A 16,102-nucleotide genomic window follows, 5' to 3' on the forward strand; every position below is an offset into this window, starting at 1 on the left:
AGCCAGGATTTCAGATGAGAAGAAATACTTACCATGAAAACCCAAATTACAGCGCTTTGCGCTTTCTCCCATACTTGCTAACCGAGGGCTATAATCTTCATATCAAAATACATGTCGACGATGAAGATATGTTTTCTGTTCCATTTACCTCTTGTAAGAAGGCTTGACCTCCTTGTATTAAATTTAATTTTGCTCCTGGAAGTTTGGGCACAGATTGTGATGAAGCAACTGAGGTTTCAAGCATTTTAATACCGAAATTTAAGTAATGAATAGTTCGAATCTCACTATTTACCAATCCTTGTACTTTATCTTGATAGTATTCAAGTGGGTCTTTTTCGATAGAGGAAGCGCTAAAAAGGGGGTTGGAGCTGATTTTTTTCGATTCGACATTGCTATCTTCAAACAGGGCCTTCATGGCTTTAGTGAAGAAAGGGATGCATAATGCATTATCGTTAAAGCTGCGGTAAAATGGACAGGCAAATCCCTCTTCTCCAATTTGAAAAATTGTTTTTCCGTCTACCTTTCTACAAAACTTTTTGCTCGCATAAATGGACAATGTAATGGTAGAAATTTTTAAACTGTCCTCTTCGACTGTTTCAGCAGCAACGTGTTTCCTGCCTTTTAAATAAGTAGTTATTGTCTCAAATAAATCAGGTGGGATTTTATCCTTATCGGCAAGCTTATAAGGTGTTTTGAATGTAGCATCCTTCATTGCTTGATACGTCGGTTCATCTATAAAAATTCTGAGTGAAATAGGTGTAAGTCCATCCTTGAAATGTCCTACATATTCAGAAACCAAGTGGTTGGTATGAGCAAGTACACCTGGCAGTTCAGTGGCTTTCTTAAGTGGCCGCGTTGAACCAGATGCTTTGTATTTCACTTCAACAGCATAGCGCAAAGATTCGTTAATCTGATTTTCACCATTAAAAACCTGGGGATGGATAATACCTCGCAAACCCCCACTTCCTACAAAATAATGAGTATCCGGGTATTGGCTTTTTAGTTCATTAAAATCTTTAATTTCCTGATATTGAATATTAATACCAATTGATGTGGCGTATTTTCTTAGTTTTATCTCCAATTCACTGATTACCACTTTGGAAGAAATACTATCGAGCAGGTCTCCAAAATCCTTGCTTCTATCCATGCCCTCAAAAGATCTGTGTTCAACATACATTGCATGATTGCGTAAAGGATCCTTATATTTTTCAAACATAAGAATTTTTTTTTCTGGGCATTGCAGTTTTAATTGTATCGCACCTAAAAGTCCAATAGGCCCTGCACCAATAAAAATTATATCAGCCATACGTATTAATCTATCAAGAAAACAGACGGTTATAGTAGCAAGTTAGGATTTATTTGCATCTGATTTTTTATAGCAAAACATAGCCTGGGTATAGATCCAAAAGGCTGTAACCCAGAATTTCAGATAAGTAAAGATGCCTTACTATGAAAACCCAGGTTACAGCGCTCTGCGCTTTCACCCGGGCTATCTTGGTTGCTGTGGGATAAAAGTATAGATAGTGTCCTGAAGGGCTGACTAAATGTAGTTAAATACAGTTAATCCTTGAATCCTGGCGAAACTTTGCTGGGCGGCTTGCAGGTAAATCCTTTGCAAGTCAAGCTTCACTGCTACTTCAGGGAAATTTATATCTTCCAGTAAAGACAGTGTTTCCTGGCTGGTCTGGAGAAGATCGCCATTTACCTGTTCAGCCACATCCAGTTGGTTTAGACGGGCACCAATCTGAGCCTGATACGCAAGAAGATTACTAAGCGCGCTGTCCAGTTGATCTAAGAGCTGATTATTCTCTGTTTCAACAACTGCTTTCTCCGACGGCGCAGAGAAAGGCCTATTAAGATTATCAACTATTCTGGATACTGTTGAAAAAATAGACTCATTTTTTGCAGGCTCTATCGTAAAAGAATCGCCATCCTCCGGTCTCCCCGTAATAGTTACCTGAACACCATTGAAGGTCATTGTAGCACCATCTTGGTATAAAGGTGCGTCATCAGGATCTCCTGTAGGAGGGATAACCGACCCGCTCGCTGTGCCCATTATCATAACTACCAGTTCGTTTTGGCTGTTTAATACAAATTGCATTGTATAATCATCAGCTATATAAGCCGAAGTATCCACCACTGTACCTGAGCTAACCGCCGCACTTCCTGTATTGGGTATTGCCGGCAATCCAACAGTAAAATGACCATTGCCATTTAAGATACGCATGAATAAATCTGCACCATTATCATTGATCGCTACCTGTAAACCACTACTAATCGCTTGAAATCTTTGCGTATCATCACCATTGTAAATAAACTCTCCGTTGGCATCCCGTGTAAAAGTCTGGGTGGAGGTTTTGCTGCCGCTAAACAAATAATATCCGTTGCTATCCTGAGTATTTGCCAACCCTTGCAATTGTCCAAGTAAGCTTTGTACTTCTTCACTAAGCGCTCTCCTGTCCTCCTCTGAAAGAGCACTGTTTCCTGCCTGAACTTGTATTTCACGGATACGTTGAGCCACACTCATGATGTTACTTATAACACTTTCCTCAAAGCTCAAAGCACCTGATGCAGCATCTCGATTTTGCTGTAACCGCTCAGTCATGTTGATCCGTTGTTTCATTAGATCAATTTTTGCAGCAGAAATAGGGTCATCTGAAGGAGATTGTATTCTTTTCAACGAGGAAAGCTGCTGCTGCAACTTCATGGTTGTAGCCTGTTGGGCTAACATATTGTTCAGCCCCCGTTGAAAAATCTGATTAGTGGAGATTCGCATTAATCACCTCATTGCTGCAAAGAGAATATTTATCATATCATTGGAGACTGCCATCAATTTACTTGCTGCCTGATAAGCTTGCTGAAAACGTAGTAAATTGGCTGCCTCTTCATCCAAATTAACACCACTCTTGCTTTCACGAAAATCGACCGCTTGTTGATATAATATATCGGCAGCATCGGAGCGAAGTTTAGCCTGATAAGTTTTTCCACCAACTTGAGCAATCAGATTTGAATATCTATCAAATAGACTTTCTGTGCCGCCTTCAAATATTTTATTTTGTTGTAAAGCACCCAGCTTCAACCCATTCCGGTTATCCCCTATTCCCCCGCTATTGTACGATGCGGAGAAACTATCTCCTGCTTTTGGAATACCTGCCAGCACCACTGAGTATGAAGGCGAAATAGCGTCAGGAATTAATAATGTATTATCAGAATTGGGCGTAAACGCAATAGGTCCTGTAGTGATACTATCAGTTACATTGATTAAGTTATATTGAGTGTCTGAAATAAACTCGATGCGAAACTCTTTATCTACATTGACAGTATCAAATATCTCCCCAAGCGAAATGCGGCCATTACCTGTGTTCTCCAGAGAGGCCTGGGTACGAACAGGAGAGGCAAACGCTATTTCACGCGCATCATTTATGCTTAACTTTAAATCACGGGCAGCTCCTCGCGTCGGGCTTAATGTAAAGCGGTCATTATTATTTAAGTTAGCAATATCATCTACTGTAATGGTCATGCCATCCAGAACAATCTGACCAGCCGGTGGAGCAGGAGGGGTATCTGTCCAGTTCAAAGTTATTGATTGACCATCTGACTTACGAAGTATTCGAACTTCATTAGTACCAGCATCAGTTACCAATAATTCATAGTCGCTGAGCTTTAATTGATTAACATCAGAAATCTCAACGGATAAAATACCGGTACCAGTGTTGTCAACAGAAGAAGTCGCCCGTGCCAATTGAAATGACATTTGATTAAAGTCAGTAAAAAAATCCTTTCCCAGCTGGCTATTCAAATCCATGCCCAACCGATGCTGTGCATTAAAGGTTTCTGCAAGCCCTATCGCCATTTGCCCAAGTAGCTGACTGGCATGTGAAATAACATCCTGTTCAAAATCAAGCAAACCACCCAACATACCAGACTTTAGATTACTGGTAACATCAATTTGCCCTGAACCATTTTCAATGACTATCCGGGTACCAGATTGAATTGTAGTACCCGGTTTAATTGCCAAATTACGGTACTCTGTCCCCATAACCAGCATTTCACCACTACCAATAGCGACGCTTATCCCCGCTCCTCCTTGATCAATTACCGTAACGTCTGTATATTGAGATAATTCACGTAATAATTCATCACGTTTATCTAATAATTCAGGGGCATCAGCAACAGCCCCCAACTGCTTATTTACAGCTGCAATACTGGCAGTAATCTGATTAATCTGAGAGATAGCTTCATTGATCTGAGTTGTATTATTACTTTGATACTCATCCAGACGCAACTGCATTGAATTAAATTGATCAACTAATATTTCGCTCTGTTTCAAAGCTACGCCGCGTGATGCGACACTATCAGGAGCTTCATTCAACTGAGCCAGCGAATTAAAGAAACTCTGAAGACTTGTTGAAATACTGGTACCTTCCTGAGACAGAAGTTTGTCAATTTGTAGTGCTTGCTGATAAAAGGTATCATACTGTGATTTGGGCGTAAGCGTGTCGCGTACTCGCTGAACCGCAAAACGATCGCTGTTACGATTTATGTCAACAATAGAAACGCCTGTCCCTATAAAGGAGCCAGCATATCGATGTGAAGGAGTTGCTGCAAAATGAACGGATTGCCTTGAATAACTGGTATTACCAATATTAGCAATATTATTCCCGGCGACTTCAAGAGCACGTTGAAACGCACCGAGACTTGATGAAGCAATACTTAAAATACCTGCCATGCCATCACTCCTTGTATAAAATATCCCCGTTTATATCTTAAATATTATTACAAAAACTATCGATAATTAAAGAAAACCGTTTCTATTTAATGCTTGTTGTAACTCATCACCATGATAAATTGCTAATACTTTAGAAGCGTAGGCTGGATCGGTGGCGTAACCAGCACGATGCAATTCATCAACATAGCGCTCAGGATTATTTGTATTAGCCAATGCCGTCTCATATCGGTTACTCCCTTTAATCAGAGCCACATAATCATTAAAACCATGCTCTACTGTTGGGTATTTCCGAAACGAAGCGTTAATTTTGATTGGAGTATCAGCAAGGTATTCCGTAGTTTGTATTCTTACCGCGTCCTGAGAAGTATTAGTAGCTGCTTTAATATTAAAAAAATTGTTGCTGCTGTTACCCTCTGCATCTTTGGTAACGAACTGTCCCCATCCTGTCTCAAGAGCTGCCTGAGCCATTAGTAACTTAGGATCAAGTCCCAGCAAACTGGCTGCTTGCTGAGCGTAAGGCCAAACAGATTTTACAAAATTATCAATACCTGCGCTATCTATTTTAGTGCTCTCCAAAGAAATTTCCTTTGGAGCAACACGTGTAGGGAAAAGAGATTGATCTACCCCCCTTGCCTGAACATTATCATTCTGACTTAACTGTTTTGCCAGCATATCAGCCAAACCAATGCCTTGTCCATGAGCAATATTGGAAGCATATTGACCATCCAACATATCTTGAAATGTAGCTTGTGTTTTATTATTAAAAGGACTTGAATCATCCAGGAAATGCTGTCCCATACGCATGCTTTTAAGCATCGCTTGCAAGAAAACAGCTTCAAACTGCCTGGAAGCTTCAGGTAAGGCTTTTTTTTCATCAACCTGAGCCTGCTGTTTTAGAACCTGTAAATGCTGAAAATCACTTACTGCTATCCCTTCAATGGCCATATTGCTCTACCTTAATCAGATAACTATTATCGTAGCATTTAATGCGCCAACCTGCTTTAAAGCTTCCAAAATAGCAATTAAATCCGCTGGTGTAGCACCTACAGCATTAATCGCTTTCACAATATCTTTTAAAGAGGCACCTGGCGCAAATAAAAAGGTGCGATTCCCTTTTTCCTCTACATTAATCTGGGTATTGGGAACAACTACTGTACGCCCAAGACCGAAGGGATTAGGTTGACTAACCTGTGGATCTTCACTGATTGTAACAATCAGATTCCCATGCGATACAGCAGACGGCTTAACAAGAACATTTTGTCCTATTACTACTGTTCCAGTTCGTGGATTAACAATAATCCGAGCAGGCCCTTCTCCAGGATTAAATTCAATATTTTCCAATACAGAAACATAATCTACCCGATGAGCTGCCAATTTAGGCGCTGTCACCTCAACAGAGGCAGCATCAATAGGGCGAGCTGTTCCAGGCCCCATAAGCTCATTGATAGCATCACTCATTCGTTTGGATGTAGTAAAATCAGGATGGTGCAAGTTATATGTTAAATTTCGTGAAAAATAAAAAGGATTCGGAATATCTACCTCAACAGTAGCTCCATTAGGAATCCTTCCTCCACTTGGCACATTAATCGTCACACTTGAACCATCATCCCCACTCACTGCCAGGCCAACCACGACAACATTCCCTTGGGCAATCGCATAAACACGGCCATCAGCTCCTTTCAGAGGCGTCATGAGCAAAGTGCCTCCACGAAGACTCTTAGAGTCGCCGATAGACGATACATTAATATCCATCGTCTGACCTTTTTTCATAAAGGTACTAAGGTTCGCAGTCACCATCACGGCAGCAATATTCTTAGAATTCAGCCTGATGCCCGGAGGTATGTTAATACCTAACTGCACCAGCATATTGCCGAAACTTTGTTCTGTAAAACGGGTACCTGTCCTGTCACCAGTTCCATCCAATCCTACAACCAAACCATAACCAATCAACTGGTTATTACGTACACCGGCCAAAGTAGCAATATCTTTAATGCGCTCAGCATAAGCCACACTAAACAAAGTTAAAAAGACTGATAAAAAAACCGCATAGCCTTTATGCATTAATTTGTCCTATGTACTTGAGTCCTGCGTCCATAAACAGGCTGCTAATTGACTCATAAATTTTCATGCCTCTGATTGCAACATCGTAGTGTATCTGTTGTATATCAATTAAGAATCTTAAAAACTCCATTCTCACACAGGGAACAAAGGCCCCCAAATAAATCGCGCCAACCAACCTTGCGCATTGGTATTGTTAACTTGTCCCGTTCCTCCATACGATATCCTTGCATTTGCAACTTTATCGGAGGTAATTGAATTATCCGGCCTGATGTCCTGAGGTCTGACGATGCCAGACAGCCTTACATATTCACTTCCCTGATTAATATGTATCCATTTCTCACCTTGAACCATCATACTTCCATTCGCAAGAACCTTAGCAACAGTCACAGAGATGCTGCCTGCCAACTTATTGTTCTGTACGGATTGCCCCTCACCCTCAAATTGACGCCTGGCATCCAGATCAAAATCCATGCTATATCCACCTCCTAAAGCGATAGGACGTCCCATAAAAGTGGCATTGAAGATTTGATCCCTTTCATTTTTTCGCTGTCGGGTAATTGCACGCTTTTGGGCATCAGTTCTCTCTATCAATGTAACAGTCAATACATCACCGGCATGTCTTGCACGAGGCGTTTCAAACAGAGGTATCACTGTTTCAGCGTTATATATGGAACCATTAACATAGCGAACCTGCTTGGGATCAGGGCCTGTGGGATAGGTAGGCGCATAATCAGGATGGGTTCCAGGGTAAGGCGGTGATAATGCTTCACAACCGGCTAATAACCCCACCACCATTAATCCTGCAGCATGTCGGTAAATAGTCATCAGTAATACCAAATTACAGCGTTTGCGTTAAGTACTGCAGCATATTATCAACCGTTTGTATGCTCTTGGCTGTAATTTCGTAGCTACGTTGTGCTTGTATCATATTTACCAATTCTTCGACTACATTAACGTTAGATGCTTCTAAAGAGCCTTGCAACAATGTACCAAGCCCTGAATTACCTGGAAGATCAGTTTGTGGCGGTCCACTGGCTAATGTTTCTAAGAAAAGATTTTGCCCTATTGGTTTAAGCCCTGATGGGTTAATAAAATCAGTAAGCTCAAGAGTACCAATCTGAGCAGGAGCATTATTGCCTACAGCCAATGCACTGACGGTACCATCAGTTCCAATGGTTAAATTAACTGTTTGTTCAGGAACAGTAATCGGCGGCTGTACCACATAACCATTTGAAGTTACTATCTGGCCTTGTGCATCGATTTGCAATGTACCATCACGAGTATACGCTTCCATTCCGTCAGGCAATAATATTCTTAAGAAGCCTCTGCCCTGGATGGCTATATCATGTGGATTTTGAGTATTCTGGATACTGCCCTGAGTGAATAGTTTCTGAGTAGCAACCATGTGAACACCTGTTCCCATGTTGATACCTGTTGGAATTTGCGTATTTTGAGTCGATTGAGCCCCTGCCTGACGCAAATTCTGATAAATTAAATCCTCAAATATTGCTCTTCCTTTTTTATAGCCTGTAGTATTGACATTCGCCAAGTTATTAGCAATATTGGCGATATTTTGATCTTGTGCCTCAAGTCCGGTTTTACTTACCCATAATGCTGGTTCCATAAAAGCATCCCTTTGTTTTTATTCTAAATTTTCAAACAAATTAAATTTGCAATAATTGTGCCAGTTTTTGAGAGTTCTCGTCAGCTACCTGCATGACTTTCATCTGGGCATTAAACTCTTGCCCGTTGGCAATCAGATTCACCATTTGCTTAACAGCATCAACATTACTCCCCTCCAATGCACCCTTTATTACTGTTATTGAGGCATCAGCCGGGGCAATCCCGCCTTGTTTCAAGTGCATCAAGCCGTCAAGATCCTTGACCAGATCCTCTGTATCCAGTTTTACTAATTTTATTCGTTCAATCACAGCCATAGCATTCGGGTCTCCATCAAGAGGAACAATTGAAATTGTACCATCTGTTCCAATTTCTATGTGCTGTGCTGGCGGGATAGAAATTGGCCCCCCATCACCTAAAACCGGACGATTGGAACCAGTGACCAACATTCCATTTTCGTTAATGTGGAAATCACCCCCGCGTGTATAGGCCTCTTTCCCTTGCGCATTCTGTACAGCAAACCAGCCTTTACCTTGAATTGCCACATCCAAATCCCGCCCGGTTGTGATTAAGGGGCCATCTCTCAAATCAGTACCATTCTCCCGGGTTACTACAAAGGCTTCTGCTGTTTGTGCTGCACCTGCAACATACATTGATTGTGCCCTGGCTATATCTTCTTTAAATCCCGAGGTATTAAGATTAGCCAAATTATTACTGATGACAGCCTGTTTATTAAAATCAATCAGAGAGCCATTCATAGCATTATAAAGCACCGGTTCCATATATGTACCTCTTTATTTTTAAACTCAGTTTCTCTTCTAGAGTCCTCGGCATAACACAGAATTTATTATCCTGTACGAAATGTAACGAGGACTGTAGATAAGTCAGATCTTACTTATCCTCTCTAAGATATTCTCATCGAAGATATAATCAGCCTTACAAGTCATTAACGAATGTTAATAATAGTTTGGGTCACTGCATCAGCCGTCCTAATTGTTTGTGCGTTTGCCTGGAAGTCGCGTTGGGCACCAATTAAATTGACTAATTCGCCAGTAAGATCAACGTTTGAGTCTTCCAACGCACCGGATTGAATTAATCCAAGACTCGCAGTACCGGCATTACCTATTAAGGCCTGTCCAGATGCGGCAGATTCCGCCCAGCTTGTATTACCCAAAGGATTCAATCCATTGAGGTTTTGAAAATTTGCCAACTGGATTTGTCCCATCACCCTTATTTGGCCATTTGTATAACGTCCCTGCAGAAGCCCCTCTTCGCTAATATCCAATCCATCGAGACGTCCGGTAGTATAGCCATCCTGTTGACTGGATTGCAAAGCGAAAGGACTACCAAACTGAGTACTATTGGAAAGGTCAACGTTAAAATTCAATGGATTTGCACCATTCGTTAATACGCTTGCTAAGGGAATTAATCCATTAGCAAGGGGATTGTTAGCTGTATCAAGAGCATTGGCAAATGAACCGTCACTATTAAAATTCACCCTAAATAGATTGTCTGTATTCTCGGTACCACCCAAGGCCGGAATGTCTTGATTATCTAATTGGAAAGCCACATACCACTGATTTTGTGTACCAGGGGGCGAGGCAGCATTAGGCACTCCTGCTAAAGCATCTGCATCGGCTTTAATGAAATACATGGACAGAACATGTGAATTTCCAAGGCTATCGTAAATAGTAGAGGAAGTGACATTATTATAAGTATCGGTTGCCGGCGTTGCCCCTCCAACCCAGTTAATTCCTGAAGGGGTACTGCCTGCAAAAAGATTTACGCCTGTGTTTATCCGGGTGGTCGGGTTAGGATTTATATTGGCTGAATCAATTCTCATATCCCCTGATACAGCAGACAGCGTACCATCAGCATTAGCAAGCAATCCGGTAAGTTTTTGATTTAAATTATTGATAATGTAGCCCTCATTATCTACACCAAAAGCCCCGGCTCTGGTATAAATATTGGAGCCCTGATCATTTAAAATAAAAAATCCGGAACCAGTGATAGCCAAATCAAGACTGTTATTAGTAAATGTAAAGCCTCCTTGCCCAAAATTTTGTTGTACACGAGATAACCGCACACCACTACCGACGGCATTACCGCCTCCTCCGAAAGAGCCTGTGGCATAAATATCTGCAAATTCTGCACGAGAACTCTTAAAACCAGTTGTGGCAGAGTTGGCAATATCATTACCAATAACGTCTAAATTTTTAGTCGCCGCCTGTATTCCACTAAGTGCTGTTCCAAATACCATTATCGCCTCCTGCAGCCATTATTTAGCTAATTGATAGCCTTATCAGTTACTTGAATATTAAATATAATTTCATCAGTAATCAATTCTATGCTAACCGGTAATTTGTCTTACATCATTAAGGGAGATTGAACCAATACCTGCCACATTTAATCTTACACCCTCCCCATTTTGTCCCAGGCTTACACTATCGACATTCGCAGCCGTCATTGTTTTTAAAGCAACCTCCCTCCCTGAATAAATACCATTCACACTAATCGTGTATTTACCAGCAACAGCTCTTTCCCCCTTTTGATTAAATCCATCCCAACTGAACTCAAAAAAGCCGGGAGCAGGTTGCCCTAAAGGAATTTTTCTGATTAATTCTCCCGTTTCAGAATAGATTGAAGCGGTCAGTTCACTTACTCCCGGTGGAATTTCAACAGCAGCTTTCGCTTCTCCCTCCTGAGCCAAGCTAAAGGCTTTGCTATTCACCAGGACTTTACGGCCTACAAGAGCAGATGCCTGTAATGCCTGATTGGACTGTAGTGAAGACGCAAGCTGTTCCATTGATTCCTGCATTTTATTAATCCCATCATTTGTACTAAATTGAGCCAGCTGAGCCAAGAAATCGCCATTTGTTTTGGGCTCAAGGGGATCCTGATTTTGAACCTGAGCAACCATTAACCTTAAAAAATCACTTTGCCCAAGATTCTTGTTAGTGCCTGTTACGGGTTGATTAAACATGGCATTGCCGCCGGTTCCATTAACTGAGTTCATAGCCATTATTAGTATCCCTTACTGTCCAAGTTGCAAAGTACGTTGAATCAGTTGTTTAGTTGTATTTAGCATTTCAAGACTCATTTGGAAGGCTCTTGATGCGGAAATTATATTTGCCATTTCTGCGACATAATTAATATTAGGTGCATAAACAAATCCCTGTTCATCTGCCAACGGATTGCTGGGCTCATATTGCTTTAAAGCCTCCGCTTCACTTTCATAAATTGCAGTAACTTCAACGCCAGCTTTTACCTGGTTATCCATCCATTGTTGAGCCTGATCCTGCACTGTTCTGAAAACCGGATATTGAGCTTTATAAGTATCTTCCGGCTTGCCTGTAACAACGTTCGCGTTACTCATGTTGCTGGCACTGGTAGTCAAGCGAGTAGTTTCTGCAACCAAAGCCGAACCCGCTATATCAAATATATTGTTTAAAGACATTAATTACTCTCCTCTCAATGCGGTAATCATTGACTTAATTTTGTCATCAAGAAACGTCAAACTTGCTTGATAAGCTATCGCATTCCGCAAAAACTCGGTCGATTCCAGGTTTTTATCAACTGTATTACCATCCAGCGTCATATGGCTAGGTGTACGATATTTAAGTTGACTTTGGAAATCACTCTGCCCATGGATATGGTGAGGTGCATCAGTAGTCATTTGCTGAGACGAAGCAGACATAGCCTGTTTCAGCGCATCATTAAAATCAATATCCTTGGCTTTATAATTTGGAGTGTTTACATTTGCCATATTATTAGCAAGCTGCGAAGCACGCTGATCCCGTAACACCAGTGCCTTGGCATGTATCCCCAAATAATTATCCAGATTAAAGGCCATATTAACTCCCTTGGTTACTTCCAGTAGCTATAAGCAAATCACATGCCAATTTAAATCTAATCCAGACCTTTTTATCTTCTGCACTTTAATCATTGTTTGATGGCAATATCAAAAGTACAATTTACGCCAACCAGCCGATCTGATTTAGGAGTGATGAAATGCATGAAACAGATAAAAAACTGCCTGAAAATGCAATTGAACAGGTTAAAATCTACCTTTTACAGTTACAAAATGATATCTGCAATTCTTTAGAAAATCTTGATGGTAAAGCCAGGTTCATCGAAGATGTATGGAATAGGCCTTCGGGTGGAGGAGGAATCACACGGGTACTTGCCAAAGGCAATGTTTTTGCCAAAGCAGGTGTCAATTTTTCTCATGTGTCTGGCAATCATTTGCCACCTTCAGCCAGCTCAAATCGCCCAGAATTAGCCGACTGCCATTTTAATGCCTTGGGTGTCTCTTTAGTTATTCATCCTGATAACCCTTATGTACCCACTTCGCATGCAAATGTTCGTTTTTTTATTGCTCAAAAAGAAGAATCTCCTCCTGTTTGGTGGTTTGGAGGCGGATTTGATTTATCACCTTATTATGGATTCCATAACGACTGTAAGCATTGGCATCAAACCGCTTTTGCTGCTTGCCAGCCTTTTGGCGATGATATCTATCCTCGATTCAAAACCTGGTGTGATCAATATTTTTACTTAAAACACAGACAAGAAGCAAGAGGGATTGGTGGTTTATTTTTTGATGATTTTAATGAAGGAGGATTTGCCAACAGCTTTGCGTTAATGAAAAGCATAGGGGATCATTTTATTAAAGCTTATGTGCCAATAGTAGAAAGAAGAAAGGGTTTAACTTTTGGCGCGAGAGAAAAATCTTTCCAGCTTTATCGCCGTGGGCGGTATGTGGAATTTAATCTGGTCTATGACCGAGGAACTTTATTTGGCCTGCAATCAGGTGGACGTACTGAATCCATTTTGATGTCATTGCCTCCGGAAGTTCATTGGGAATACAACTGGCACCCGGAAAAGGACAGTGCAGAAGCAAAACTCTATACCGATTTCTTGCCGGCTCAAGACTGGTTAAATAGCCCATTGTAAATTTCTTTAGATGTCACATTGTCAAGCCCCTGTTTGGTAGCGATCATAGTCCAGACAGGGAGCTTCTATAACTCGTTTTTTTGGGTCTCTGTACAATTAACATCAAAGCCATTCAACTTATAAAGCACCACCCACACGCCTAGGGCTACTATAGTATTTAAAATCGCCAATATAAAAAAGACCATAGGAATAGTAACCCGCAAATATAGCAAGAAAAGAACAAACCCTGTTCCTATCACCATAAATAAGGCATTAAAGATATTATTCATTGCAATAGTACGCGCTCGTTTACCCTCCTCACTCACAACCTGAATATAGGTATATAAAGGGACAACGAATAACCCCGCACAAAAAGAGAAGAAGAAAAAATCGAGTGTAATACGCCAATTATTTGCCTCAGATAAAAATAGAACTAATGACTGCAAGGGCTTTTCTACCAGCGAACCAGGTGATGCTCTATAAAGATCAACTGCAAATAAAGAGAGTAGGAACATCGTAATTGGCACGTAGCGCAATGTAATTTTCCCCGCTAATAAATAACCAATGATAAATGCACCCAAAGCAATTCCAATGGAAAATAAAGCAAGAAAAAACGCAAAGACAGACGTATCAGCTCTTAATATATAATGCGTATAGTCAGGTAGTTTGGTTAACATGATTGCCCCAACTAACCAGAACCAGGAAATGGTAAATACAGCAGGCATCACCTGTCGATTGGCAACAGCCCCTCTTATAACCTTCATCGTTGCATGGAAAATGTTCCAATTTATCTCCAAATCGACCGCTTTAGGAGGTGCCTTAGGAATAAATAAACTGGCAACCAATCCTGCCATCGCTGCTACATTAGTTAACAATATGGCATAACCAGTATGAGAATTGGAGCTGCCTATACTTAAAGCACCAAGAGTAGTTCCCAGCAAAATAGCCATGAAGGTTGAGCCTTCTATTAATGAAGTGGCTCCAAGTAATTCTTGACGTGGTAAATGATCCGGCAGAATGGCATATTTTATTGGACCAAAAAACGTGGAGTGAAGCCCCATCCCTGTAAGCGTTCCCATCATGAGAAAGACACTCTGTAAGTAAAGAGAAAATCCACCGATAATCATCAGGATGAGCTCAAACAGCTTAAGCCAAACCGCCAAAGTGGATTTATCGTATTTATCAGCAAGTTGTCCAGCGGTTGCCGAGAAAAGAAAAAAAGGAGCGATAAATAAAGCACCAGCTATGGCCTGATACTGTTCAGACTGTGCAATAGAATCACTGACATGATAACTTATTAAAGTCAGCATTGCCAATTTAAAAGCATTGTCGTTAAAAGCACCAAAAAACTGAGTAAAAAAAAGGGGAAGAAAAACCTTCTTTTTTAACAAAAATATAATAGAATTTCTCATCCGACGATCCGGTGCAGTACGATAATTTATCAGCTATCCTCGCTACAGCCTTCGGGAATTAAAGGACAGCCGTATGCATTTCGACGTGCATCAAACACTACTTTTCCCTGCGGATAATGTGGACTTAATACAACCTGGCCAACACAAACCATGTATAAACGATTTTTGCTACCCAACATTAAAAAGTCTTCATGATTTAACCAGGCGGGCAAATCTGCCAGGCTTTTTGAGTCAATTGGAGAGAACGAAAATTCTTTCCCGCTTTTAGGCATGTAATTAAGAACCAACTGAATTTCTTTATCAGCATTGTTTTCATGAGGCTCTATTGCTTCTAAATGACCATCCGCGCAACGCCAGAATACTTTATATTTATCTGCATAACTGACTATGGATAAAAACAACAAAACTAATACTAAAGCACTTTTTCTCATTTGAATTCCCTTAATAATCAGTTGAAAAGCAAGTTCGACAAGACCTCCAATACTCTAGCTTGCCATAGCACGTCTACTTAATGAAGAAATAATTTTTTCAAGGCTATGGGGATAAGGCTCAGTTTGCTCAAGAATTGCCTTGGTCCGCTGTTCACAATACGTTTTCACTTCCTTGTCTGGTAAAATGTAAAAAATTTTATTGTTAACGCCCTGAATAATATGAGCGGCAACTTCTTCAGCAGGTCGGCTCCGAGCCATGAGTTCAGAAACCATATGATGTAATCTGTCGGTATGCAAAGGAGTAGAGTTTTCCAACAGTTGGGTATTGGCAAATGACGGACAGGCTACCGATACATCAACTGGCTTCTCCAAACGCAGCAGATCAAAATGCAGTGATTCAGAAAGAGCTACTATGGCGTGTTTGGACATCGCATAGGCTGCCATTTGTGAGCCACTGCATAACCCATACAAACTCGCAATATTAATTATATGAGAGCGGTGAGCCTGTTTAAACATTAAAGGTAAAAACGCCTGCACACCATGAATTACCCCATGCAAATTAACATCCATAACTTTGCGGATATGTTCATTGGTTAATTCCCATACAGGCGCAAGATGACCACTGATACCCGCATTATTGAATAACCAATCCACACGGTTAAAGTGTTCCCATGTCTGCTTTGCCAGATGTTTAAGACTTTCGGGTTTAGTTACGTCACAAACAACACCTAACACTTCAGCCTGTGACTGATTGCTTAGTTGCTCAACCTTGTCACAGAGGGTGGTGACTGCATTATCTGCCATTACCACATGAAATCCATGCTGAATACAAGCCTGAGCCAAAGCATGCCCAATACCACTTGCAGCTCCGGTTATTACCGCAACCCTCTGACTAGAATCCATTCTAATCTCCTCCC

At 41.0% G+C, this 16,102-nt stretch carries 16 protein-coding genes; 1 reads left to right on the forward strand and 15 read right to left on the reverse strand.

Annotation, left to right across the window (positions count from 1 at the left end; genetic code table 11):
- Positions 1 to 97 precede the first annotated feature (97 nt).
- The 12 genes from E1O65_RS12670 to flgB all read right to left on the reverse strand — a co-directional run bounded on the left by E1O65_RS12670 (position 98) and on the right by flgB (position 12,263).
- On the reverse strand, positions 98 to 1,306 hold the full coding sequence (locus E1O65_RS12670) for a hypothetical protein (RefSeq protein ID WP_242601580.1): 1,209 nt from the start codon (positions 1,304 to 1,306) through the stop codon (positions 98 to 100).
- Positions 1,307 to 1,540: 234 nt separating this feature from the next.
- Positions 1,541 to 2,776, reverse strand: coding sequence for a flagellar hook-associated protein FlgL (flgL, locus tag E1O65_RS09875; RefSeq protein WP_133133440.1), 1,236 nt, complete (start codon positions 2,774 to 2,776; stop codon positions 1,541 to 1,543).
- Between the two features lie 3 nt (positions 2,777 to 2,779).
- Complete coding sequence (gene flgK, locus E1O65_RS09880) at positions 2,780 to 4,729, reverse strand: flagellar hook-associated protein FlgK (RefSeq protein WP_133133441.1); 1,950 nt, start codon at positions 4,727 to 4,729, stop codon at positions 2,780 to 2,782.
- Between the two features lie 66 nt (positions 4,730 to 4,795).
- A complete protein-coding gene (locus tag E1O65_RS09885) occupies positions 4,796 to 5,674 on the reverse strand; it encodes a glucosaminidase domain-containing protein (protein WP_133133442.1) in 879 nt (292 codons plus the stop codon).
- 15 nt (positions 5,675 to 5,689) lie between these two features.
- Complete coding sequence (locus E1O65_RS09890) at positions 5,690 to 6,790, reverse strand: flagellar basal body P-ring protein FlgI (RefSeq protein WP_133133443.1); 1,101 nt, start codon at positions 6,788 to 6,790, stop codon at positions 5,690 to 5,692.
- Between the two features lie 132 nt (positions 6,791 to 6,922).
- Positions 6,923 to 7,615 carry a flagellar basal body L-ring protein FlgH gene (locus tag E1O65_RS09895; protein WP_133133444.1) on the reverse strand — a complete coding sequence of 231 codons (693 nt, stop codon included), beginning with the start codon at positions 7,613 to 7,615 and terminating at the stop codon, positions 6,923 to 6,925.
- A 13-nt stretch (positions 7,616 to 7,628) separates the two neighbouring features.
- Entirely contained in the window at positions 7,629 to 8,414 is a 786-nt protein-coding gene (gene flgG / locus E1O65_RS09900; RefSeq protein ID WP_133133445.1) for a flagellar basal-body rod protein FlgG, read from the reverse strand.
- 40 nt (positions 8,415 to 8,454) lie between these two features.
- Positions 8,455 to 9,192 (reverse strand): flagellar basal-body rod protein FlgF, encoded by a 738-nt coding sequence (gene flgF / locus E1O65_RS09905; RefSeq protein WP_133133446.1) that lies wholly within the window; start codon positions 9,190 to 9,192, stop codon positions 8,455 to 8,457.
- 164 nt (positions 9,193 to 9,356) lie between these two features.
- Positions 9,357 to 10,670 (reverse strand): flagellar hook protein FlgE, encoded by a 1,314-nt coding sequence (gene flgE, locus E1O65_RS09910; RefSeq protein ID WP_133133447.1) that lies wholly within the window; start codon positions 10,668 to 10,670, stop codon positions 9,357 to 9,359.
- Positions 10,671 to 10,760: 90 nt separating this feature from the next.
- Entirely contained in the window at positions 10,761 to 11,432 is a 672-nt protein-coding gene (locus E1O65_RS09915; RefSeq protein WP_133133448.1) for a flagellar hook assembly protein FlgD, read from the reverse strand.
- A 12-nt stretch (positions 11,433 to 11,444) separates the two neighbouring features.
- A complete protein-coding gene (gene flgC, locus E1O65_RS09920; RefSeq protein ID WP_133133449.1) occupies positions 11,445 to 11,867 on the reverse strand; it encodes a flagellar basal body rod protein FlgC in 423 nt (140 codons plus the stop codon).
- A gap of 3 nt (positions 11,868 to 11,870) precedes the next feature.
- Positions 11,871 to 12,263 (reverse strand): flagellar basal body rod protein FlgB, encoded by a 393-nt coding sequence (gene flgB, locus E1O65_RS09925; protein WP_133133450.1) that lies wholly within the window; start codon positions 12,261 to 12,263, stop codon positions 11,871 to 11,873.
- Positions 12,264 to 12,421: 158 nt separating this feature from the next.
- On the opposite strand from flgB, the gene hemF reads away from it, so the two are divergent.
- On the forward strand, positions 12,422 to 13,363 hold the full coding sequence (gene hemF / locus E1O65_RS09930) for an oxygen-dependent coproporphyrinogen oxidase (protein WP_133133451.1): 942 nt from the start codon (positions 12,422 to 12,424) through the stop codon (positions 13,361 to 13,363).
- A gap of 65 nt (positions 13,364 to 13,428) precedes the next feature.
- Here the strand turns inward: hemF and E1O65_RS09935 are convergent, their stop codons facing one another.
- The 3 genes from E1O65_RS09935 to E1O65_RS09945 are packed head-to-tail and all read right to left on the reverse strand — an operon-like array spanning position 13,429 to position 16,088.
- Positions 13,429 to 14,754, reverse strand: coding sequence for an MFS transporter (locus tag E1O65_RS09935; protein WP_133133452.1), 1,326 nt, complete (start codon positions 14,752 to 14,754; stop codon positions 13,429 to 13,431).
- Positions 14,755 to 14,783: 29 nt separating this feature from the next.
- Positions 14,784 to 15,185, reverse strand: a complete 402-nt coding sequence (locus E1O65_RS09940) for a hypothetical protein (protein WP_133133453.1) — start codon at positions 15,183 to 15,185, stop codon at positions 14,784 to 14,786.
- A gap of 54 nt (positions 15,186 to 15,239) precedes the next feature.
- On the reverse strand, positions 15,240 to 16,088 hold the full coding sequence (locus E1O65_RS09945) for an SDR family NAD(P)-dependent oxidoreductase (RefSeq protein WP_133133454.1): 849 nt from the start codon (positions 16,086 to 16,088) through the stop codon (positions 15,240 to 15,242).
- Positions 16,089 to 16,102 lie beyond the last annotated feature (14 nt).

This window comes from Legionella sp. W10-070, from assembly GCF_900640175.1.
Classification (GTDB): domain Bacteria; phylum Pseudomonadota; class Gammaproteobacteria; order Legionellales; family Legionellaceae; genus Tatlockia.